Source organism: Caulifigura coniformis, assembly GCF_007745175.1.
Lineage (GTDB): Bacteria > Planctomycetota > Planctomycetia > Planctomycetales > Planctomycetaceae > Caulifigura > Caulifigura coniformis.
Window position 1 is genome coordinate 1,257,568 of sequence record NZ_CP036271.1, and the last position, 18,066, is coordinate 1,275,633.

Genomic DNA, 18,066 nt, shown 5'->3' on the forward strand with positions numbered 1-18,066 from the left:
TGCGCACGCGAAAGTTGTTCACTTTTCGCTCCCATCGTGCTAGGGTACACGCGTACACACACTGGAGGGCTATGACTGAGGATGCTGAGATCGGGTCGCGGGCGATTGAGAATGTTCGCCGGACGGAGTCTGAAGTGGAGGAATGGGCAAGCTGGTTGAAAGATGAACGCGCTCCAAAGGAGCAAGGAGCACGGGCAAGAGATCTGTTGTCGTCGTTACGGTCGCAGATTTCATCAACTGCGTCGTGGACGGACGCTTCGCGATCAAAGATCTTCATCGCCAACCGATGCAGTGAACTCATCGACGAAGTCCACAACGCCGCTCATCGATATGGCTTGCAATTGGAATCGCTTGATGCAGAGCGGTCTCCGGGACCGTAGAAGCGCAGCCACATCCACAGTGACGTCAGCGCTGCCACTCTGAGGCTTCGGATGTGTCCGCGTTTTCGCATCTGTTCGATTCGCCCTCTACGGTAAGTCTCGCCAGCGAGCCGCTCCAGGTGCGTGGTGATTGACCGAGAATGAGCTTCAGAAACCTGGAGAACGACGCGCGCGCATCAGCTCTCACCTGCGACTCCTTGGCTGACGTCCGATTTCGCCGCATACGCATCGGCGAGGCGACACCAAGCAAGGGTTAAACCGGAGAGTCGCTGTGGGAAGCACCGAAACTGCTCTGATCTGTGTGTCGCCTGACTTCCTTGAGCTGAGGCGAATCGAATCTCCGCCTGCGCCCACAATCTACGAGCGCCTCGAAGAACATCAGCGACAGGAGGAGTGGGAGCGCCGAGAACTGCTGACGGTGTTGCAGTGGAACAAGGACGTCTTCATTGAAGAGTTTAAACTCGGGCCGCTCGATGTCGCGCTCTGCGTGGATCGGCTTCCCGCGAACCGCTACGGACATTTTCGCCATGGCTGGAATGGTTTCGGTCTACGCGGCGAAATCGCGCTGAACACTTTGTACATGGATGGGACGCGTCCATTCTGGAAGTGGCTGGCGACACTGTTGCACGAGCTGCTGCATGCACATCAAGAAGTGCACGGGAAGCCCGGCAAAGGCAACTGTCACAATCGAGAGTTCCGTGAGAAGGCGGCCTCGATTGGTCTCATCATCGACGAGAAGGGCGTAACGCAATACCAGGCCGAGAGCCCATTCATGGACTTGCTGAAGCGCCTGGGAGTTGCGGTACGTGCCGAAGAACTGATCCCTGAAGACGGACGCAAGAAGGGGGCGTCGAAGCTCAAAAAGTGGAGCTGCAGCTGCCCAGTCAATGTCCGTGTTGGTGCGAAGGACTTCCACGCGAAGTGTCTCATCTGCAACGAACAGTTCGTTCTTCAATCTTCGTCATGACGGCGGGCGTATCCGCCGACTGACGACGCTTTCGCTCTGCTGGAACTCTTCGACGGACGGAACTGCGCAGATTCCGCGCGCCAAGCCCCGGTCTGACACGACTGAGTATGTGACCGCCGCAGCGAGTTATTTCGGCCCGCTGCACGACTTGTTGTCCTTTTCAGGAGTTGATGATGAGAACCAATGGAAAGAAGCCTCGATGGATGATGTCGAAGACGTCGGCGCGAATACTGAGCGCAGTCGGGTACACCATGGTGTGCCTGTCCGCGATCGCCCTTTTGATGGGGCCAAGGGAAACAGTTGATGACCTTCCGATCCCATCGGCAATGCGCCCGTACGACGTTCCGCTGGGCGTTGACGTGGCGAGCGACGATCAGCCGACCGAGCACATGGTGGTGCCGGTTGAGATTGTTGACCTGTCTGCGGAAATGACGGAACCCGTCGCCGACGAACAGTCCGTCGAGATGAAGGTGACGGAGATCTCCTCCGGTCCGGCATGGCTGCAAGATGATGCAATCGAAAAATGGATCGAGGAGTCGGCACCGAAGGTCAAGTCGCTTGAGTCGGCTTGCGGCGACAAATCGATTGCGGCCTTTGACGAGATCCAGGCCCGATTTGCGGAGTGGAAATCTCAGATTTCCGCTTACGTTCGGGAAGTGCTAAGCCTCGAAAGCAAGTTCCAGCTGGCTTCTGGGCTCGTGCAATGGAATGAAGATCATCGTCGACATCAGATGTCGGCCCTCGAACGCCATCTGGTCACCTTGTCGGAGATTGATTCGCTGATTGCAGAGATGGAGTCCCGCATCACGCAGGACCATTTGGACTGCGACGACGCAGCATTCGTCGCAGCGCGCGTTGATGTACCGGCTGAATCCACACGGCCACTTGCGCTTGAGATCGAGCGCGAAGCAATCGCGTCCTGCTTCGAGCGGATTTTGAACGCCGCTGAGTCCGTGTCAAAGGTTGATGCAGGGGTTGCGATCGGAACAGAAATCGTGAGCGACCAGGTTGCCGATTCGATCGCTCATTCTCTCATGGATGCACTCGGCATCGAGCGCACCTTTCTGAACACGGTGATCGCTGAGGACCTTGTTCAGAATCTGACTGATCCACTCGCGCAGTCGGTGTCACAGGCCATGGTTGATACCACGAACGAGATGACGGTGTTGGTGCAGCAAGAGCTGTTCAACATCGAGCGAATTCTGATGGTTGGGACTGACGGAAACGGCGGAGTCATCAACCAGGTCTCGACCTTCGACGAACAGCGCCGCGAGCATCGTCTACGTCGACTCTTCGATGCCTATACCGCCAAAGGTGCGTACTGACCGTGCGTAAGCCGTATTGCTCAATCCTCATGCCCAGGAGTTACAACGTGAAAGCAACAATCATTCTGATTCTGTGCGTAGCGTTCGTGCTTGCTCCTCGCGTCTCTCGCGGAAGCATTCGATCGATGTTGCAGAGCGCGACCGAGATTGTCACGAAGAAGACGGTGAAGAAAGGTGTCAAGGCGGGGGCCGAGCAAGTGGGCGAAAGCGTCACTCGGCTGGCCGCGAAGCATGGCGACGACCTGGTCAACAAAGTGTTGCACCACGTCGGGCCAAAAGGCGTAAAGCTGGCCGAGGCAGCGGGTGATGAGGCCGGGATTGCTCTTCGCATGCTCGCCCGTCATGGCGACGGAGCCATGGGGATGGCGGGGCGAACCTCGGCCCGGAAGCTTGTCAGTCAGTTTGGCGATGATGCAGCCGACGTCATCGTGCGTCATGGCGAGGTAGGCGAGCGGATCGTCGGTCAGTTCGCCGAACCAGGCGTGAAGGCGCTGATGTCCGTCGGCTCCGATGGTGCAAGGCGGATGGCCATCATGGCCGAAGGCGGCGTGCTGTCCACACAGCTGATAGATGTCATTGCGACGGGCGGCCAGAAGGCGTGCAGCTTCATTTGGGAGAACAGGGCGGGGTTGGCGGTCGGCGCGACACTTACTGCCTTTCTTGCATCGCCCGAGACGTTCATTGATGGCGGTGTGAGCTTGGCCAATGGGATGGCGGAACACGTCGCCGAACCGGTGATCGAAGGGATCATCAGTCCCGTCGCCGGAGTACCGGTCGAGCTTGCGAAGGGGGTTGCATACGGGACCAATTGGACCGTGATTGTGCTTGCCGGACTCATCGGAGTCCTTTTCGTGACACGGTACGCGCGGCCGACAAAGCGAAGCTTGGCATCGTGCGGCGTCGCTGCTGTGCAGTGGTTCCGAAACCGTCTGCGTAGGCCGATGCGAAAGGAAACCTGAAGAGGGTTTTGCCATGACGGGACGGGCATGTCGCTCGTCCCGTTTTTTCTGCCCAGTCAGGAGATCGCAATGTCCAAAGCCACTTCGACGATGCAGCCCGCTCCGGTCCAATTGGTCGCAATCGACCAAATCGATGACGGGCCTAATCCGCTACGCCTCGATCTTGAGATCGAGTCCGATGAGATGCAGGAACTTGTCGAGAGCGTTAAGGCTCAAGGCGTTCTGCAACCCATCGGCGTCTATCCGTCGGCGAACCGATTCGTGCAGCTCTTCGGGTTTCGCCGAAAGCTCGCCGCCAGTATCGCGGGTTTCACAGAGATTCCGGCCAGCATTCTGAAGGCGCCAAGCGGCCCGTCAGAAGTGCTGGTAATGCAACTGCAGGAGAACATTCAGCGCCTGGACGTCGATCCCGTCCGGTACGGAGAGACGCTCAAGGCACTTCAGGACGAGCTTGGTTGTACTCAACAGGAGCTGGCGCGAGTCGTCAGCCTCAACCCTGTGAAAGTGACGCGGCTGCTTGCCGCGGCCAGACTCCCGGAGGAGATCAAGGCGTTAGTGGGAGATAAACGTCTCCCTGTCTCGACCGCCCTTCAACTGGGCCAGCTGGGCGAGGTCGAGCGATCGCAGCTGCTTCGCCAGGCACTTGCAGGGCAATTGACGCGAGACGAGGCCACACGGCGGAGACGTGCAATCAGTCGACCGCCCTCGACTACGTCGGCGGTAGGCAGGGTCACTGTGCAACTGGACCACTGCCGTCGGGTCACCGTGACGGGCGTGTCAGCGACGTTCGAAGAGTGGATCCGAGCCCTGCAGGATGCCGTCGCCGATGCGAAGCAGGGGATTCGTCAGCGACTGACTTTCGACACGTACAGGCGGAGGAATGGTGACTGTTGCACGGCAGTCGACGAACCGATGCCTGTGACGGCAGCGTCAAAGTGACGCTGCCTGGCGACAGCGATCAGAAGGATTCGTACCACCCTAGATCACAGAGGCACTCATGTACTTTCTCTCGCGATGGCTGCTGAGAATATCTGTTCTGATATGGATCGGGGTCGCCGTGCTTGGTGCAGTTGCGTCGTGGCCAGTCTCAGGCTTTGTCCTATTCGTGGCGTATGCAGCGCGCATGGTTCGCCGCCAGAAACGAAGCTGGGACACCATGGGAAGCGCGCGTTGGGCAACAGTGCGGGAGCTTCGACAGGCCGGGATGTTATCGTCTGACTCTGGAATCATCCTTGGTCGAGTGGTGGACCACACGAGCTTTGCGGCAACGGCCGCGGCGGTCCTATGGGGACGGAGTACGGCGAAAGAGGCGTGCGAGCGGTTCAGATACATTTTCAAACGCCGTCGCTATCACTTGGTGCGCTCAAATCGGGCCGTTCATACAGCGATTTTCGCTCCATCTGGCGTCGGCAAGGGTGTGTCAATCTGCATCCCGTTCCTACGGGGATGTTCCGACTCAGCGGTGGTGCTTGACCCGAAGGGCGAGCTTGCCAAAGCAACCGCCGAATACCGCAAACGCGTCTTCGGTCATGACGTCGTGCTACTCGATCCATTCTGCGTGGCAACGAAGTCACCCGACTGCCTCAACCCACTCGATTTCATCGAGGCGGACAGCGCCCTCGCACTCGATGAGTGCAACGATCTCGCGAAGGCCTTGGTCGTTCGAGGCGATGAGGAGAAGGAGCCGCATTGGAATGATTCGGCCGAGGCCTGGATCTCCGCCTTCATTGCTGTGGTCATCCGTTATGGTGAGGACCATGGGACGCGATCGCTGCAGACCGTCCGAGAGCTACTGAGTGATCCGAAGAGGCTCGATCTAGCGATCAAGCTCATGCAGGAGTCGGACGCGTGGGGCGGGATGCTGAGGCGAAGCGGCGGTCAACTGCTCCATTTTGTGGATCGTGAAAAGTCCTCAACTTTGTCAACGGTTCTGCGACAGCTGCGGTTTCTGGACACACCGACGGTTGAAGCGAGCACGAGGCACAGCAGCTTCGATCCTCGGAAGCTGCGATCCGGAAAAATGACGATCTATCTCGTCTTACCGCCCGAGCACAGCAAAGCACTCTCTGCCCTGCAGCGCATGTGGATCTCAAGCCTGTTACGGTCGGTCGTCAAACAGGGCTTATGCGACGAGCAGACCGTCCACTTCGTTTTAGACGAGGCATCCAGCTTGGGCCGGTTGGAGGTGCTGGACGAGGCCATCGACAAGTACAGGGCCTACGGGATTAAACTTCAATTCTACTTTCAGAGTTTAGGCCAGCTGGCGGCCTGCTTCCCGAATGGACGCGACCAGACGCTACTTAGCAACACCACACAGATCTACTTTGGCTGCAATGATACAGCCACCGCAGAAATGATCAGCAATCGGCTGGGCGATGCGACCGTCCTTCTGGAGAGCGGCGGCACGAGCACAGGGACCAGCCGGCAATACACGATGGGCTGTCATCCGAGCGAAAGCTCGTCTTACTCTCGGAATGACAACTCCAATTGGAGTCTCCACGGCCGGCGACTGCTCAAGCCGGATGAAGTCATCGCGCTCAATCCGCGCGTGGCGATCACCTTCACTCCAGGCGTGAGGCCGCTCTGCACATGTCTGGTGCGTTACTACGAAGAGAAGCTCTGCGACGCTCGTCCAAGCCGGTGTCGCCGAATGGCCCGTGCAATTGGAACGTTTTCGAGTTCCGCCGCAGTCTTGGTGTTGAGCCTGTTTTTTGCGGGCGCGACTACCGTGATCATCGACTCCATTCTCATGCCGCGACGTTAGTCGTTCTGATCCCCTTCGCAATTTGGAGTACGTCTGATGTCAAAAGAAACGGAGAACAAGCTATTCGAGGGGCTTCGGACGGCGGCGAGTGTCGCCGGACAAGTCGTCCTCGGGACGCTCAAAGACATCGCATCTGATGTCGGTCAAGAGGGAGCCAGGCAACTCAGACACGGTGCGAGCGAAATCGCCTCGTTGCCTTTCACGGGGCACGGCTATGTGCAGTACGGGCGCGACCAGGATGCAGGCCGTACTGACACCGAACGGCACGGCGTACTGGGGAAGATACTCGCGGCCTCTCAGGATGTTTCGGAGCCCCATTCGCCATCGAAGGAACGCGATCACAACGAACTCTATGCCTGCATTGAGAGGTAGCAACCCGTGACGAAGATCTTGAAACGTCGACTTTCGTCCACGCAGCAACACGCCTTTTCGTCGGCCTTGCTTACGATCAAGGATCTAGGACGCCTTCTTCCGGCGTCCCGCCGAACGATTTATCGGTTGGTGAAAGATGGAGACCTTCCACCCCCGATCCGAATTGGTTCACGACCAAGGTGGCTGCCGTCTCAGATATCTGAATGGCTTGTCAGCAAGGTTACTTGGGTCGACGACGCCTCCGACGGAGGAGATGCATGACCAGCGACCCTCGCCGTGCGGCAGCTCACCGATTGGGACGTGATTGCCGCCGAGTGATCCAACGACTTCTGTTGCAGTGGGAGGTCCGAGATTGCGATGAAGAGTTCGAGCGAATCATTTACGAGGGAATCTGTCAGCTCACTGCCGCTCATGACTGTGGCGACCGTCGCGAGACGTCTATCGCACTCGACGTCGACAATCTACGCGCTGATTGAAAGCAAGAAACTCCCGTGTTATCGATGTCCAGGTATCCGTATCAGCGAAGAACAGCTTACCGATTTCCTCAAGACGTCGCAGACGCCAGCGGACGGTCCGAGCGCAAGTGCGAAGGATCTTCGCCCTCAGCTGAACTTCGTCCGTTGACGTGACTCGGAAGCAAATCGGCTTGCTACCAGACTCTCGACCCATTGCCTCCGCCGGCGATTCTTCCGCTAGACTGGACGTTTACGTATCCTCGGAACTGCGTTTGCCAGCCTCGGAACCGGGCCACAGTTCATGAGTCGCTCTCACCGGGCCACAGTTCATGAGTCGCTCTCAACCTGTTCGCGACGAGTCCCCGCTCGACCCGTCGAGTGCTCGAACGCATGTCCCAGGTCCACGGCCCACCAGTGCTGGTCTTTCGAGATCCTTTGGACGTTATCGCGTGGAGAAGCTCCTCGGCCAGGGAGCGATGGGCGATGTCTACCTTGCCGAGGACACTCAGCTCTCACGCAAGGTCGCTCTTAAGATCCCCAAGCTGGATACCTCTGATTCCGATGAACGACTTGAGCGGTTCTACCGCGAGGCCCGTCTCGCCGCGACGGTTCGCAACCCCTACCTCTGTCCGGTGTATGACGTCGGGGAGATTGCTGGTGTGCACTACATCGCGATGGCTTTCATTGATGGGAAGCCGCTTTCTGAGGTCATCAAATCGTCGGGTCGGCAGAAGGAGCGCGCCGCGCTGATTCTCATTCGTAAGGTTGCCGTCGCACTCAACGAAGCACACGCAGCGGGCATCGTCCATCGCGACCTCAAACCTGCCAATATCATGATCGATGCTCGCGGTGAGCCGGTCGTGATGGACTTCGGCCTTGCCTTCCAGGCTGATGAGAACCGCGAACGACTCACCGAAAGCGGAACGATCCTCGGCTCGCCCGCCTACATGTCCCCTGAGCAGCTCGACGGGTCACTCAAAGTTACCCCAGTCTCGGATCAGTTCTCTCTCGGGGTCGTACTCTACGAACTCCTCACCGCCGAACTTCCCTTCCGCGGATCGATCTCCGCGATCGCGAATCAGATCATCAACGGCGCCCCTCCTTCTCCTTCGAAGCTGCGGCCAGATCTCGATCTCAAAACCGAACAACTCTGTCTGAAGCTCCTCGCCAAACGGCCGCTGAGTCGCTTCGCCTCGATGCAGGATGTCGCTCAGGCAGTCGCCACGGCTCTGAAAGTTGAGCCCTCGTCATCCGCGAGCGCCTCACGCGAGGCAGATGCAGTGGACGATGCACCTGCTTCGTGCACCAGTATCCAGCAGCAGGTCGAGAGGCTTGTCTCCTGGGGCGAGCTGGTCTCTGCGCTAGAGGTTCTCGAAGCCGAGGGAGTAAAGCTGACCGGCAAGCAGGCCGAATGGGCCCGCAAGAAGCGAAGCGAGATTCGAAGTCAAATTGAACGCTGGGAGCAGGAGATTCCTGCTCAGTGCAACTTAGGCCGCCAGCTCATATCAAAATTCGACTATTCGGAGGCGGTCAACGTCCTCAGCGCCGTGCCAGTGGGAGTGCGCGACGCCGAACTGACATCGCTGCTCTCCGTTGCAAAGCAGAAAGCAGACGAGGTCGAGCAACTGCTGAAGGATCTCGAACGCGTCTTTAGAACCGGCACGGATGACGAACTCAGCTGGCTCGTGAAACGGTTCCTCCAGCTCAAGCCCGGCCACCAGCAGATGAAAGCATTGGCCGAAGACCTCAAACGCTACGGACCAGAACGCGTCATCCAGAAACGCAGCAAGCAGAAGAACTTCCTTGATCCAGCCGGAAGGATCTGGGAACCGACGCACTGTCTGTATTACGCCGTCGGCGTCGCCGCTGCCTGTACACTTCTGTATCTCGCAACGATCATTTTTCAGACTCCTACTGGAACGGTCGCCATTGAAGTTTTCGATCCGACAATCTCGATCGACTTCGCCCAGCAACGAATCTCCAGCGCCAACTCTGGTCAGTCCGTCAGCCTTAAGGCAGGCGAAAAGCACATGCTCGCCGTGCGGCTCGGAGGCGAACTCGTTCCTGACTGGGTTCAGGATCTGAGTGTCGAACGCAACGAAATCAAGCGGGTCTCTGCGCGAATGGTCGATGGCAACGTCGAGCTGACGATCAACAGCGAACGAAAAATCTTCCAGTCGCGGTCAAAGCCCGACCCGCTCGCCACCGCTTCCACATCGACGAACCCGTTTGCGGCCGGCCTTCAAGCCCCGCCTCAAACGATCCCACCAACTGTGACGATCGTTGCCAAAACAGAAACCTCGAAGCCGGCCGTCGTCGCCCAGGCGGCTGCGCCCGCCGGCGACTTCATCGTCGATCTCGATTTCCGCAAGTCGGCTGAGGGAATGAGCATCGCTGACCAGCACTTCATCCTCGAGGAGCACAAGAACAGTGAGTTCCGTTACCTCGGGAAAAAGCTTGGCTGGTGGTATGCGCCCTTTCACCAAGCGCTCTGGCGCGATGAGAACAACAACCTGCGGAGCTTTGCTGTCGAGTTTGACGTCCGCATTGCCGCTCCCAAGAAAGGTGAGTTCGCCGTCGAGTTCGGTCGCCTTGGTGATGACACAATCAGCCTCTGCTTCAATCAGCTCGGACAGCTTCGCCTCGTGTGGGCCGGGCAGGATCTCGTCCCTCCGACTGCATCGCCCCAGTTAAAGCCGGTCGATCAGTTCAACACCGTTCGCATGGAGGTCCGGAACCGCACGATCACGGTCGCCGTCAACAACGCCCGACTCTTTGAGAAAAAGCTCGACCGATTGGCGGGCAGGCACGTGAACCCCTGGCTGCATGTCGAGGAGTTTCCATTCGATGTCCGGCTCCAGCGTTTTCGGCTTGAGAGATTGGGAACTCCAGAGCTCCGACAATTTGACGGCGCGATCCGTCGATTCGAAGGTCATACCGATGTCATACGAGGCGTCGCATTTTTGCCGAGTGGAAAACAAGCCCTCTCTGTCTCGAACGACAGCACATTCAAGCTTTGGGATGTCTCCACCGGGAGCCTCCTGCATGATTTTCCTGGACACACGGCCGCTGCCACCTGCCTCAGCCTGTCCGCGGATGGAAAGCGGGCGATGACTGGTTGCGACGATGGAATTGTTCGACTGTGGGACCTAGAAGCCCGTCAGCTCATTAAGGCGCTCAAAGGTCATTCTGACGCCGTCAGCAGCGTGCTCATCTCCAAAGAGGGTCTGATCGGCTATTCCGCTTCGCACGACGGGTCCATTCGACGCTGGGACCTGAAATCGTTTTCCAAGCCGACAGTGCTTCCGGGACCTGGAGGTGAAGGAACTCTTACTTACTCGACCGATGAAAAACTTGTTGCCGCGAGTGCGATGGATGGCTCGATCGCGATCCGCGGCTCGAAAGCGGCTGGCTCAATTGTTGGCAACGATCCCGGACCGATTCGTGCCATGGCCTTCACACCTGATGGATCGAAACTTGTTGCCGCGGGGTGCGTCTCCGCATTAAGAGTCTGGGACGTATCCAACGGCAAACAGATCCACTCATTCGAGGGTGACGATGCCGGCTTCGCGTCATTGGCGATCACAAATGACGGCAAGTTCGTGGTGGCTGGTTGTCGCGACTGCACGATTCGAGCGTGGAACCTGGAAACGGGCGATGCAGTCGTGACATTGAGAGCGCCAGTCCCGGTGACCTACCGAATGGCGCTTTCACCCGACAACGAAACTGTGCTGAGCGGCGGTGATGGCGGCAATCGATCGGACTACGCGCTGCGCCTGTGGCATCTTCCGCGTCTCTAGAAGGCATTCTGCATTTTCGGCAAACGCTGTATTTGGCTTTGCGGATGATGGGACTCGCATTACGGCGCGAGACGCCGGTGGAAAACGTTGCAGCATTACCCCTCACGTAGAGCCGTAATTATTCTCGTTCGAGCGGCCTGCCAAGCCGGAATCACGCCCGCAAGCAGTCCTACAGCAAGCGAGACTGACATTCCGGCGACCCCCAACTTAAACGATGGTTGGAATGCAATTGTCACCCCTTCGGCTCCGACTGCCATCCCCGTCGTCGCGAGGACCGTCAATGCGACTGCGGTCCCAAAGATGCCGCCGACTGCGCAGAGGATCATACTTTCGCTCAACACCAGTCGAAAAATCCTCCATGGCCGCAGACCGAGTGTCTGCAGGACCGCATGCTCTTTGATGCGATCTTGAACCGACATCACGGTGGTTGTCGCAACAAGTGACAGCACGAGCCCCACACATGCATAGCCGAGCCAGTGGGCAAAGCCGATCAGGTCTACGAGATCTGATAGCGTGCTGGCCTGGAAGGCCCCCTTGCGACGAGTTGTCGTCGCAACCGGTCCCGCTCGCAATTCCGCGTCGATCGCCCTGGCGACAGCGTCCGGATCGGCCTCCTTGGTCAAATGCACTTCGTGCTGTGTCACGAGTCCGACGTCCTCGCGCTCTCGCGAATACTGCAGAAATGCAAGTCCGGTGTAGATGAGGTTCTCTTCGGCTGGAACCGGAGAGGTGAAGATGCCGGCGACACGCACTGACAAGTCACCAATCGAGAACTGGTCGCCAACTTTAAGATTACGCCGCAGCGCAATGTTTTTTCCAAGAAACGCTGCATCTCGGCGCGACTCGAATTCCTGCCAGTTGCCCGAGATCAGATTAATGTCCCGAGCGGATCTGAGTTTTTCCGGCGGAGCACCATTGAAGACAACAATGTCGAGGCTGGCTCGACAATTATTCGTCCACACCTGAACAGGCATGACGTCGGTGACTCCAGACAAAGCAGAAATGCGCTTGGCGTAATCCTCAGGCAACCGGCTTGTCGTTGGGCAGAAGCGGTTCTCCTGGAACACGATCAGCGTGCGCTGCGAGTCTTCATCACTTGTCAGCCGTTCCATTCCTTCCTGAACCGAGCCGACGAAGCAGAAGACCAGCATCGCAACGGCTGCACCGCTTACAGTCAGCGTCGTTCGAGCGCGATGTCGCCAGAGGCTCTTGAAGACGTAGGGCGCAAATCGAAACATTGCTAGGTCTTCCTTACGTGTGAGCCGCGACAGCGGGAGCGTGGCCATTGTGTCCGCCAACACCGTCCACAATGTGGCCGTTGTCGAGTCTGAGACGACGAGTGGCAATCAGAGCCATCTGCTCATCGTGGGTGACCATTAACATCGTCATTCCAAGTTGCTCATTCAGCTGTTTGAGGAGTGCCTTGATCTGCAGACTCGTCGCCGTATCGAGACTGCCGGTGGGCTCGTCCGCTACGATAATCGTTGGGTTGGCAACAATGGCCCTGGCGATGCCGACTCGCTGTTCTTGGCCGCCAGACAACTGTCGCGGGTAGTGATCGGCCCGGTCCTTCAACCCAACCGCCTCCAGTGCCAGTTCGACTCGCTTCTGACGCTCCGCAGAACTCAGAGGAAGGAGCAAGATTGGCAGCTCCACGTTTTCGTATGCCGTCAGCACTGGTATCAGGTTGTGTGTTTGAAAAATGTAACCCAGGTGAGCCGCTCGCCAGTCCGCCAACGGCCCCTTAGCCATTCCTGTGATGACCGTGCCATCAACGGTGATCGTCCCGGCGGTTGGCTCGTCGATACCAGCGACAACGTTCAGAAGCGTGCTTTTTCCTGTCCCGCTGGGCCCCATCAGCGACACGAAGTCGCCACGCTCAATGTCGAGATCGACCGATTCCAAGGGCGTGATCACTTCGTCACCCTTTTTGAATCGCTTCGTCAGTCCGCGGATTTCCACCAAAGCCATCGCACACCTACCTTCTATCCAGATTTCGGCAGCAGTTTGAATGAGTTCCCGATGCATCACGCCTCGGTGCTCAAGTGCCCTTCCCGATTCCTAATGATGGATCGTCGCCAGTCACCACAACCCGTTCGCCCTCGGTCAGCCGTTCACGGCCGCTGACAATGAGCTTGTCCGTCGGCGACAACCCTTCGACTACCTCCACAAGGGCATCTGTTCCAGCACTACCCAGTCGGATACTGCGGCGACGTGCCGCATTCGTCGCATCGACGGTCCAGACCGTCGACGTTTCTGCAGCCTTCTCGACAAGAGAACGCGGGACCAAGAGTCGATCCTGCTGCGCCGAACCCGGTTGCTCGGGCTGAGGAGGTGCGATGAATGTTGCTGTGACCAGCATCTCCGGAGTCACGGTCGGAGGAGGCTCAATAATCGCGACTTTGACTTCGAGCGTGTTCTTCTGGATGTTGGCTGTTGATGTCGCCTGCAGAACCGTTCCTCGGAGGGGCGTCTTCGATGACGGTGTCTCCAGCTGCACTTCTTGGCCAGGCTGGACGAACAGGACATCTTCCAGACGGACGTCAGCGCGCACCTGAAGCATCCGTGGATCGTAGAGACGAACAATGGTGCTCGACCCCTGCGGCGACACTCCTACTGAGGCGACATGAGTGCCAGGCGGGGCAACAAGTTGAAGAACGCGGCCCGAAATCGGCGCACGTACGACGGTTCGATCCAAATCGAGCTGAGCCTGTTCGACAGCCAAAGTCGCCTGATTGCGTCGTGCCTCGGACGACTTGAGCCGTGCCTCGCTCTCCGCGACCTTTGCCGACTCCTCAATTCGAAGCTTCAGCTGCTGGGCGGCCGTTTCACGTTTTCGCTCAATTGCGTCAACCTGCTTTTTGAGACGGGGCTGCTGGTCTTCCAGTTGCTGAAGCTCGGACTTAGCGGCGGCGTAATTGCGTTCGGACTCCTGAATCAGGCTTTCCGCGATGGAGTCCGCTGCCTTCCGCCGCAGTCCGAGCCGCTTCTCCGCAAAGGCGGAATTCGCCTGTGCAGCATCGATCTGGAAGGGAAGCTTGGCCAGTGCGGCCTCCGTCTCGGCCAAAGACGACTGGGCGTCTGCAAGCGCCGCTTCCAGATGCAGCGGTTGGTCGAAGCGCAACTTCGCCGACCTCAAGTCTGACTCCGCACTCGCAACTTCCTTATCGTGCACCAACAGCGTCGCTTTCGCCTGCTCCAATGCCAGCCTCCGATCGGCGCTGATCAGCTTGGCAACGGCTTGCCCCTTCTCAACGGACTGCCCTTCGACAACCAACAACTCGTCGACGACCCCGTCTGTCAGCGCAGTTGCCAGGACAGCGGTTGGCCGAGGCTCAATCCAACCTGCCGCCTTAAACAACGGCGTGCCAGCCTGCTGGACCTCAGCACGCGAGACGATCACTGGAACCACTGTCACTGGAGTAACAGGCAGGAATCGATCACGTGCCGCCCAGCCCAGCATTCCCACAAAGCCGAAAATGACCATGGCAGGAACTAAGTAAGTGGCCAGGCGTGGGCGTCGCCGCTGCGGACTCGCCGCCGCAGGACGTGCTCGCTCCATCGCAAACTGGCGAACGTCGACCGATGTATTCATGGTCACCTCGGACTGTTGATCGTCCGATCGCGTCGTCCCAAAGGCGACACGATCGATCGAGATCCTATTGCTAGCGTCGGACATAGACTTTCTCAGCGAGCAGGGTCAGATTGCCTTCCGCATCCCGTTTAGCACTGCCCTGAACGACGACCATCGAGAGCTCTTTGACACCCAAAACCGCGCGGGCGTCTTGAGCAATCGCCTTCCCTTGGGCGTCCACGACTTTGACCATGGCCATGTTGCCCGGCAGCTGATCGGTCGTGCAGCAATAATCCCAAGGGGTCGGACAGCCCTCATCCGGCTTACAATGCTCAACCTTCGGGTCAACAATTGTGAACGCAGCGATTCCATCGACGAAGGGCTTTTCTGAGCCGCCAATTCGCCCCACGACAGTCACTTTGGAGTCGTTGGCCGCATCCTTCTTTGCAACTCCAACAGCCATCGCGCCTGCGGGTTCCGTAGCGAGCAGGTATTCACCCATCACCGGCTTCGACTCGGTCTGAGATTGAGTGACAGCTGGTTTGCCTCCGCATCCGAGAAGTGACAGACCGACAACACATGGCAACAATCCATTCGAGAGCTTCATCTCTTTCTCCTCGTTGGGGGTGTAAATGGAACTAAGACTCAAACTCTTTAGATCGCCTTCAGGCTGGTAACAATCGGAAGGCGAAGCGCTTTTAACGCCGGTGGAATAGCCCCGAAGACTCCGAGCAAAAGCCCGGTGCCGCAGCCAATCAAGAGTGCGGTACTGTCCACGCGGAGGGTGAAAGCCCCCATGGTGAATCTCACGGCCAGCCCGTTCAGCAAGAGCAGTGCAATCATCCCAGCGACAAGGGAACCTGCCGCAGCCAGAAGAGCTCCCTCCTGGATCAACGTCATCAAGATTGCTCTCCGTCGATAGCCGACGGCACGCAGCGTGGCGAGTTCTCGGATCCGACCTGCAACGGCCCCGTACATCATGTTGAGACCGGCGAAAACACCTGCGCCGACAACCAAGAACACAACCAGCCAGGCCAACATCCGTACTGGCTTGTAGTGCTTCTGCAGCGACTCGTAGTACGCCATCTCTCCGATTGCCTGAAGTTCGAGATCGGTCCTGCTTTTGCAAAAAAGATCGACGTCGGCGGCTGAGGTCCCAGCATCGAGCATAATCGCAGCGAGGCTAACGTCTTGCCGTTTGATTGCGTCCTGGAAGTCCGACAACGGGCACCATATCTCTGACTCGAAGGCCGATCCGCCCGCGGAGAATTGCCCCGCCACTTTCCATTTGCGGCCTTCGAGTGTGACCGAGTTGCCGACCGCCAGCTCTCCGGGCTCACACCCGAGCTTTGCCGCCACCAACCGGCCGACAAGGATCTCACCGGCCGCCGGCCAACGTCCTTCAGTCATCTGCAAGCGTCTGCGCACAAGTGGCGCCAGCGGCGTGATGCCACGAATTAGCCCAAAACCGACATTGCCGGATGCAGTCTCGACCCGTGTTCCTAAGTAGAGCTCCGGAGAAACGTGCGAAACCCCGAATCGCTTCTGTACGCCGTCGATGCTTGCAGTCAGCAGTCCGGGAATCCTTGCGCCAATAGAGGAGCTCTCGATGTTCTCTGCCGCACTCACCGAGTAGATCAGGACGACGGAAGGATCTCCGCTCACGGCAAGAGAGGTCTCCAAACCTCGGATGAACCCGACGACTACGAAGACGAGCAGGATGACAATCGTCAGTGCCGTAAACGTGAGCGCAGTCCGCGTGGGCCGACGCGCCAGGTTTCGGACACCGTAGTCCCAAGGAAGTAGTCGTCTGCGGAACATTGATGCTTCAATTCGTTCTTGCAGGGCGTTTGCGGAAATCCTGGCGGTCGGACAGCTCATTGAAGGAGCTGTCCGGCTCGCCGCTCAGAAACGCCTATGAATTGGGCCTGGAAGTAAATGTCCCTGTCGGGGCGACGAGTTTTTTCGGAGTCTTTCCGATTTCGGCCATCGTGTCCCACACAAACAGCGGTGACAGCGTCTTGTCTGCCTTCGGCGTGATCGTCACGGTCTTCGTCTTGATGTCACACTCGACCTTGTCGATGTCGGACACCTTCTGAAGCCGAGTCGTAATGTTCTTCACGCAGCCTCCGCACATCTCGCCAACTGTGACGACAGTTCGTCGATCTTGGTTACCGGCCTGAAGCGTCGTGCTAGCTGCTGCGAGCGTTACGAAAAGCAGGGAAAACATGCTGCGGCGGGATAGCAAGGACATGGAAACTCCTTTTGGGGGACAGGGGCAGAAGCACGGCGCAATCACGCAATCAGCGAGGCGAGACCAAATCACGGTCCATCCGCGCGCCGGAAGACAGGCGTCAGATCACAGAAGCTGAACATACGACTGAGACAGTCGAAACATGCTCAGCAGATCGCTTGCGTCCATCGGCAAGATGACAGGCCGATTGATTGCACCATCGCAACAAAACGCGATGAGACGCGAGCGAAAGAATTGCCCTAGATCAGAAAACGCTGCAGGCGGACGCACATGTCCTGGCCCAGCGGATCGGGCGGAAATGGCAACTCAAAACGATCGAGGCCATTCTCCTCGCGACAGACAAAGTCGTCGGCATGGGCGGTGAACACTCCGATCACGACGTCGTAGTCGATGTCGACCAGGACTTTGTCGGAGACGACCGCGCCATGGCAAAGGCAACTTCCACAGCCGCAGTCGGAATCCGGTTCTTCCGGCGCTGTTTGCCGCGAGTCCGAAGGACTGGCCACCTTTCGGTGGCAACAATGGCAGCCAGCCGAAGTTTCGACGTCGGCAGCACGCGGAATTTCGACCGCCCCCATGCACCTGAAAGGGCACAAGAGCAGGCTCAAGATCATCAGCGATGCATGGACCGAGCGGAACATTACCGGAAGCTTATTTTCTGACGCCAACCATGGCAACATCGTTTCCTGCACTAATGGATGGAATCCGGTTGCGCATTGCTGGCCGTATGGAGTGAGGATCAGAGCAGTCCCAACTGAGGACGGAGTTCTCGGTGGTGACTCGGCGCATGCCTCCCTGACCCGACGAGAAACGCCGCATGATGTTTGATTAATCAAACATTTCGTTGCTGCCGATAAAACACCTGGGTTCTGACATTTCCAACGGCCGAGGGGCACATGCGTCCGACGCTGCACCATCACCGTTGCATCAAATTCAGAGCGAGTCTCCGCTCGGCTGCGGTCCTAATCACGTTCGTTTGGGCAAGCTTTCTCTCTGCTGGTCTCAGCAATGGAGACGATGGATGGCAGAGAATTATCGAACGAAGGGTTCTTCTGAGTCCCGACGAAGGCGATCGGGACGAGCCAGACCTGACCTGCCCCCCTTCAACGAGTCCACAGTTCGGGTAGATTCTGCCTCGAACGTGGACCTTCACCGGGAGGAGGCAAGGTCATGGCGAGGAAACGATTTGGCGCTGAGCAGATCATCCCCAAGCTTC

General features: G+C 58.1%; 16 protein-coding genes. 9 read left to right on the plus strand and 7 right to left on the minus strand.

Annotated features, from left to right (window positions below; translation table 11 throughout):
* The first annotated feature begins 651 nt into the window (after window positions 1-651).
* The 9 genes from Pan44_RS05055 to Pan44_RS05095 all read left to right on the plus strand — a co-directional run bounded on the left by Pan44_RS05055 (window position 652) and on the right by Pan44_RS05095 (window position 11,022).
* Window positions 652-1,347 (plus strand): hypothetical protein, encoded by a 696-nt coding sequence (locus tag Pan44_RS05055; RefSeq protein WP_145027884.1) that lies wholly within the window; start codon window positions 652-654, stop codon window positions 1,345-1,347.
* A gap of 251 nt (window positions 1,348-1,598) precedes the next feature.
* The gene (locus tag Pan44_RS05060) at window positions 1,599-2,672 is read left to right on the plus strand and encodes a hypothetical protein (RefSeq protein WP_231754229.1); all 1,074 of its coding nucleotides are present in this window, start codon (window positions 1,599-1,601) and stop codon (window positions 2,670-2,672) included.
* 47 nt (window positions 2,673-2,719) lie between these two features.
* On the plus strand, window positions 2,720-3,631 hold the full coding sequence (locus Pan44_RS05065; RefSeq protein ID WP_145027888.1) for a hypothetical protein: 912 nt from the start codon (window positions 2,720-2,722) through the stop codon (window positions 3,629-3,631).
* A 27-nt stretch (window positions 3,632-3,658) separates the two neighbouring features.
* The gene (locus Pan44_RS05070; RefSeq protein ID WP_145027890.1) at window positions 3,659-4,570 is read left to right on the plus strand and encodes a ParB/RepB/Spo0J family partition protein; all 912 of its coding nucleotides are present in this window, start codon (window positions 3,659-3,661) and stop codon (window positions 4,568-4,570) included.
* A 217-nt stretch (window positions 4,571-4,787) separates the two neighbouring features.
* On the plus strand, window positions 4,788-6,395 hold the full coding sequence (locus Pan44_RS05075) for a type IV secretory system conjugative DNA transfer family protein (protein WP_261342626.1): 1,608 nt from the start codon (window positions 4,788-4,790) through the stop codon (window positions 6,393-6,395).
* 36 nt (window positions 6,396-6,431) lie between these two features.
* On the plus strand, window positions 6,432-6,767 hold the full coding sequence (locus Pan44_RS05080) for a hypothetical protein (protein WP_145027894.1): 336 nt from the start codon (window positions 6,432-6,434) through the stop codon (window positions 6,765-6,767).
* 6 nt (window positions 6,768-6,773) lie between these two features.
* Complete coding sequence (locus Pan44_RS28200; RefSeq protein WP_145027896.1) at window positions 6,774-7,028, plus strand: helix-turn-helix transcriptional regulator; 255 nt, start codon at window positions 6,774-6,776, stop codon at window positions 7,026-7,028.
* Window positions 7,029-7,178: 150 nt separating this feature from the next.
* Window positions 7,179-7,391 carry a helix-turn-helix domain-containing protein gene (locus Pan44_RS28205; RefSeq protein WP_197453865.1) on the plus strand — a complete coding sequence of 71 codons (213 nt, stop codon included), beginning with the start codon at window positions 7,179-7,181 and terminating at the stop codon, window positions 7,389-7,391.
* Between the two features lie 280 nt (window positions 7,392-7,671).
* The gene (locus tag Pan44_RS05095) at window positions 7,672-11,022 is read left to right on the plus strand and encodes a WD40 repeat domain-containing serine/threonine protein kinase (protein WP_197453866.1); all 3,351 of its coding nucleotides are present in this window, start codon (window positions 7,672-7,674) and stop codon (window positions 11,020-11,022) included.
* Between the two features lie 95 nt (window positions 11,023-11,117).
* On the opposite strand, the gene Pan44_RS05100 is transcribed toward Pan44_RS05095, so the two are convergent.
* The 7 genes from Pan44_RS05100 to Pan44_RS05130 all read right to left on the minus strand — a co-directional run bounded on the left by Pan44_RS05100 (window position 11,118) and on the right by Pan44_RS05130 (window position 17,356).
* On the minus strand, window positions 11,118-12,260 hold the full coding sequence (locus Pan44_RS05100; RefSeq protein ID WP_145027901.1) for an ABC transporter permease: 1,143 nt from the start codon (window positions 12,258-12,260) through the stop codon (window positions 11,118-11,120).
* Between the two features lie 13 nt (window positions 12,261-12,273).
* On the minus strand, window positions 12,274-12,993 hold the full coding sequence (locus Pan44_RS05105; RefSeq protein WP_145027903.1) for an ABC transporter ATP-binding protein: 720 nt from the start codon (window positions 12,991-12,993) through the stop codon (window positions 12,274-12,276).
* 70 nt (window positions 12,994-13,063) lie between these two features.
* Complete coding sequence (locus Pan44_RS05110) at window positions 13,064-14,425, minus strand: HlyD family efflux transporter periplasmic adaptor subunit (RefSeq protein ID WP_231754230.1); 1,362 nt, start codon at window positions 14,423-14,425, stop codon at window positions 13,064-13,066.
* A gap of 262 nt (window positions 14,426-14,687) precedes the next feature.
* Complete coding sequence (locus tag Pan44_RS05115) at window positions 14,688-15,203, minus strand: hypothetical protein (RefSeq protein ID WP_197453867.1); 516 nt, start codon at window positions 15,201-15,203, stop codon at window positions 14,688-14,690.
* A gap of 47 nt (window positions 15,204-15,250) precedes the next feature.
* Window positions 15,251-16,417: an ABC transporter permease gene (locus Pan44_RS05120; protein ID WP_145034918.1), complete on the minus strand. Its 1,167-nt coding sequence runs from the start codon at window positions 16,415-16,417 to the stop codon at window positions 15,251-15,253.
* A 94-nt stretch (window positions 16,418-16,511) separates the two neighbouring features.
* A complete protein-coding gene (locus tag Pan44_RS05125) occupies window positions 16,512-16,850 on the minus strand; it encodes a heavy-metal-associated domain-containing protein (RefSeq protein ID WP_197453868.1) in 339 nt (112 codons plus the stop codon).
* 239 nt (window positions 16,851-17,089) lie between these two features.
* Window positions 17,090-17,356 (minus strand): hypothetical protein, encoded by a 267-nt coding sequence (locus Pan44_RS05130; protein ID WP_145027908.1) that lies wholly within the window; start codon window positions 17,354-17,356, stop codon window positions 17,090-17,092.
* Between the last annotated feature and the right edge of the window lie 710 nt (window positions 17,357-18,066).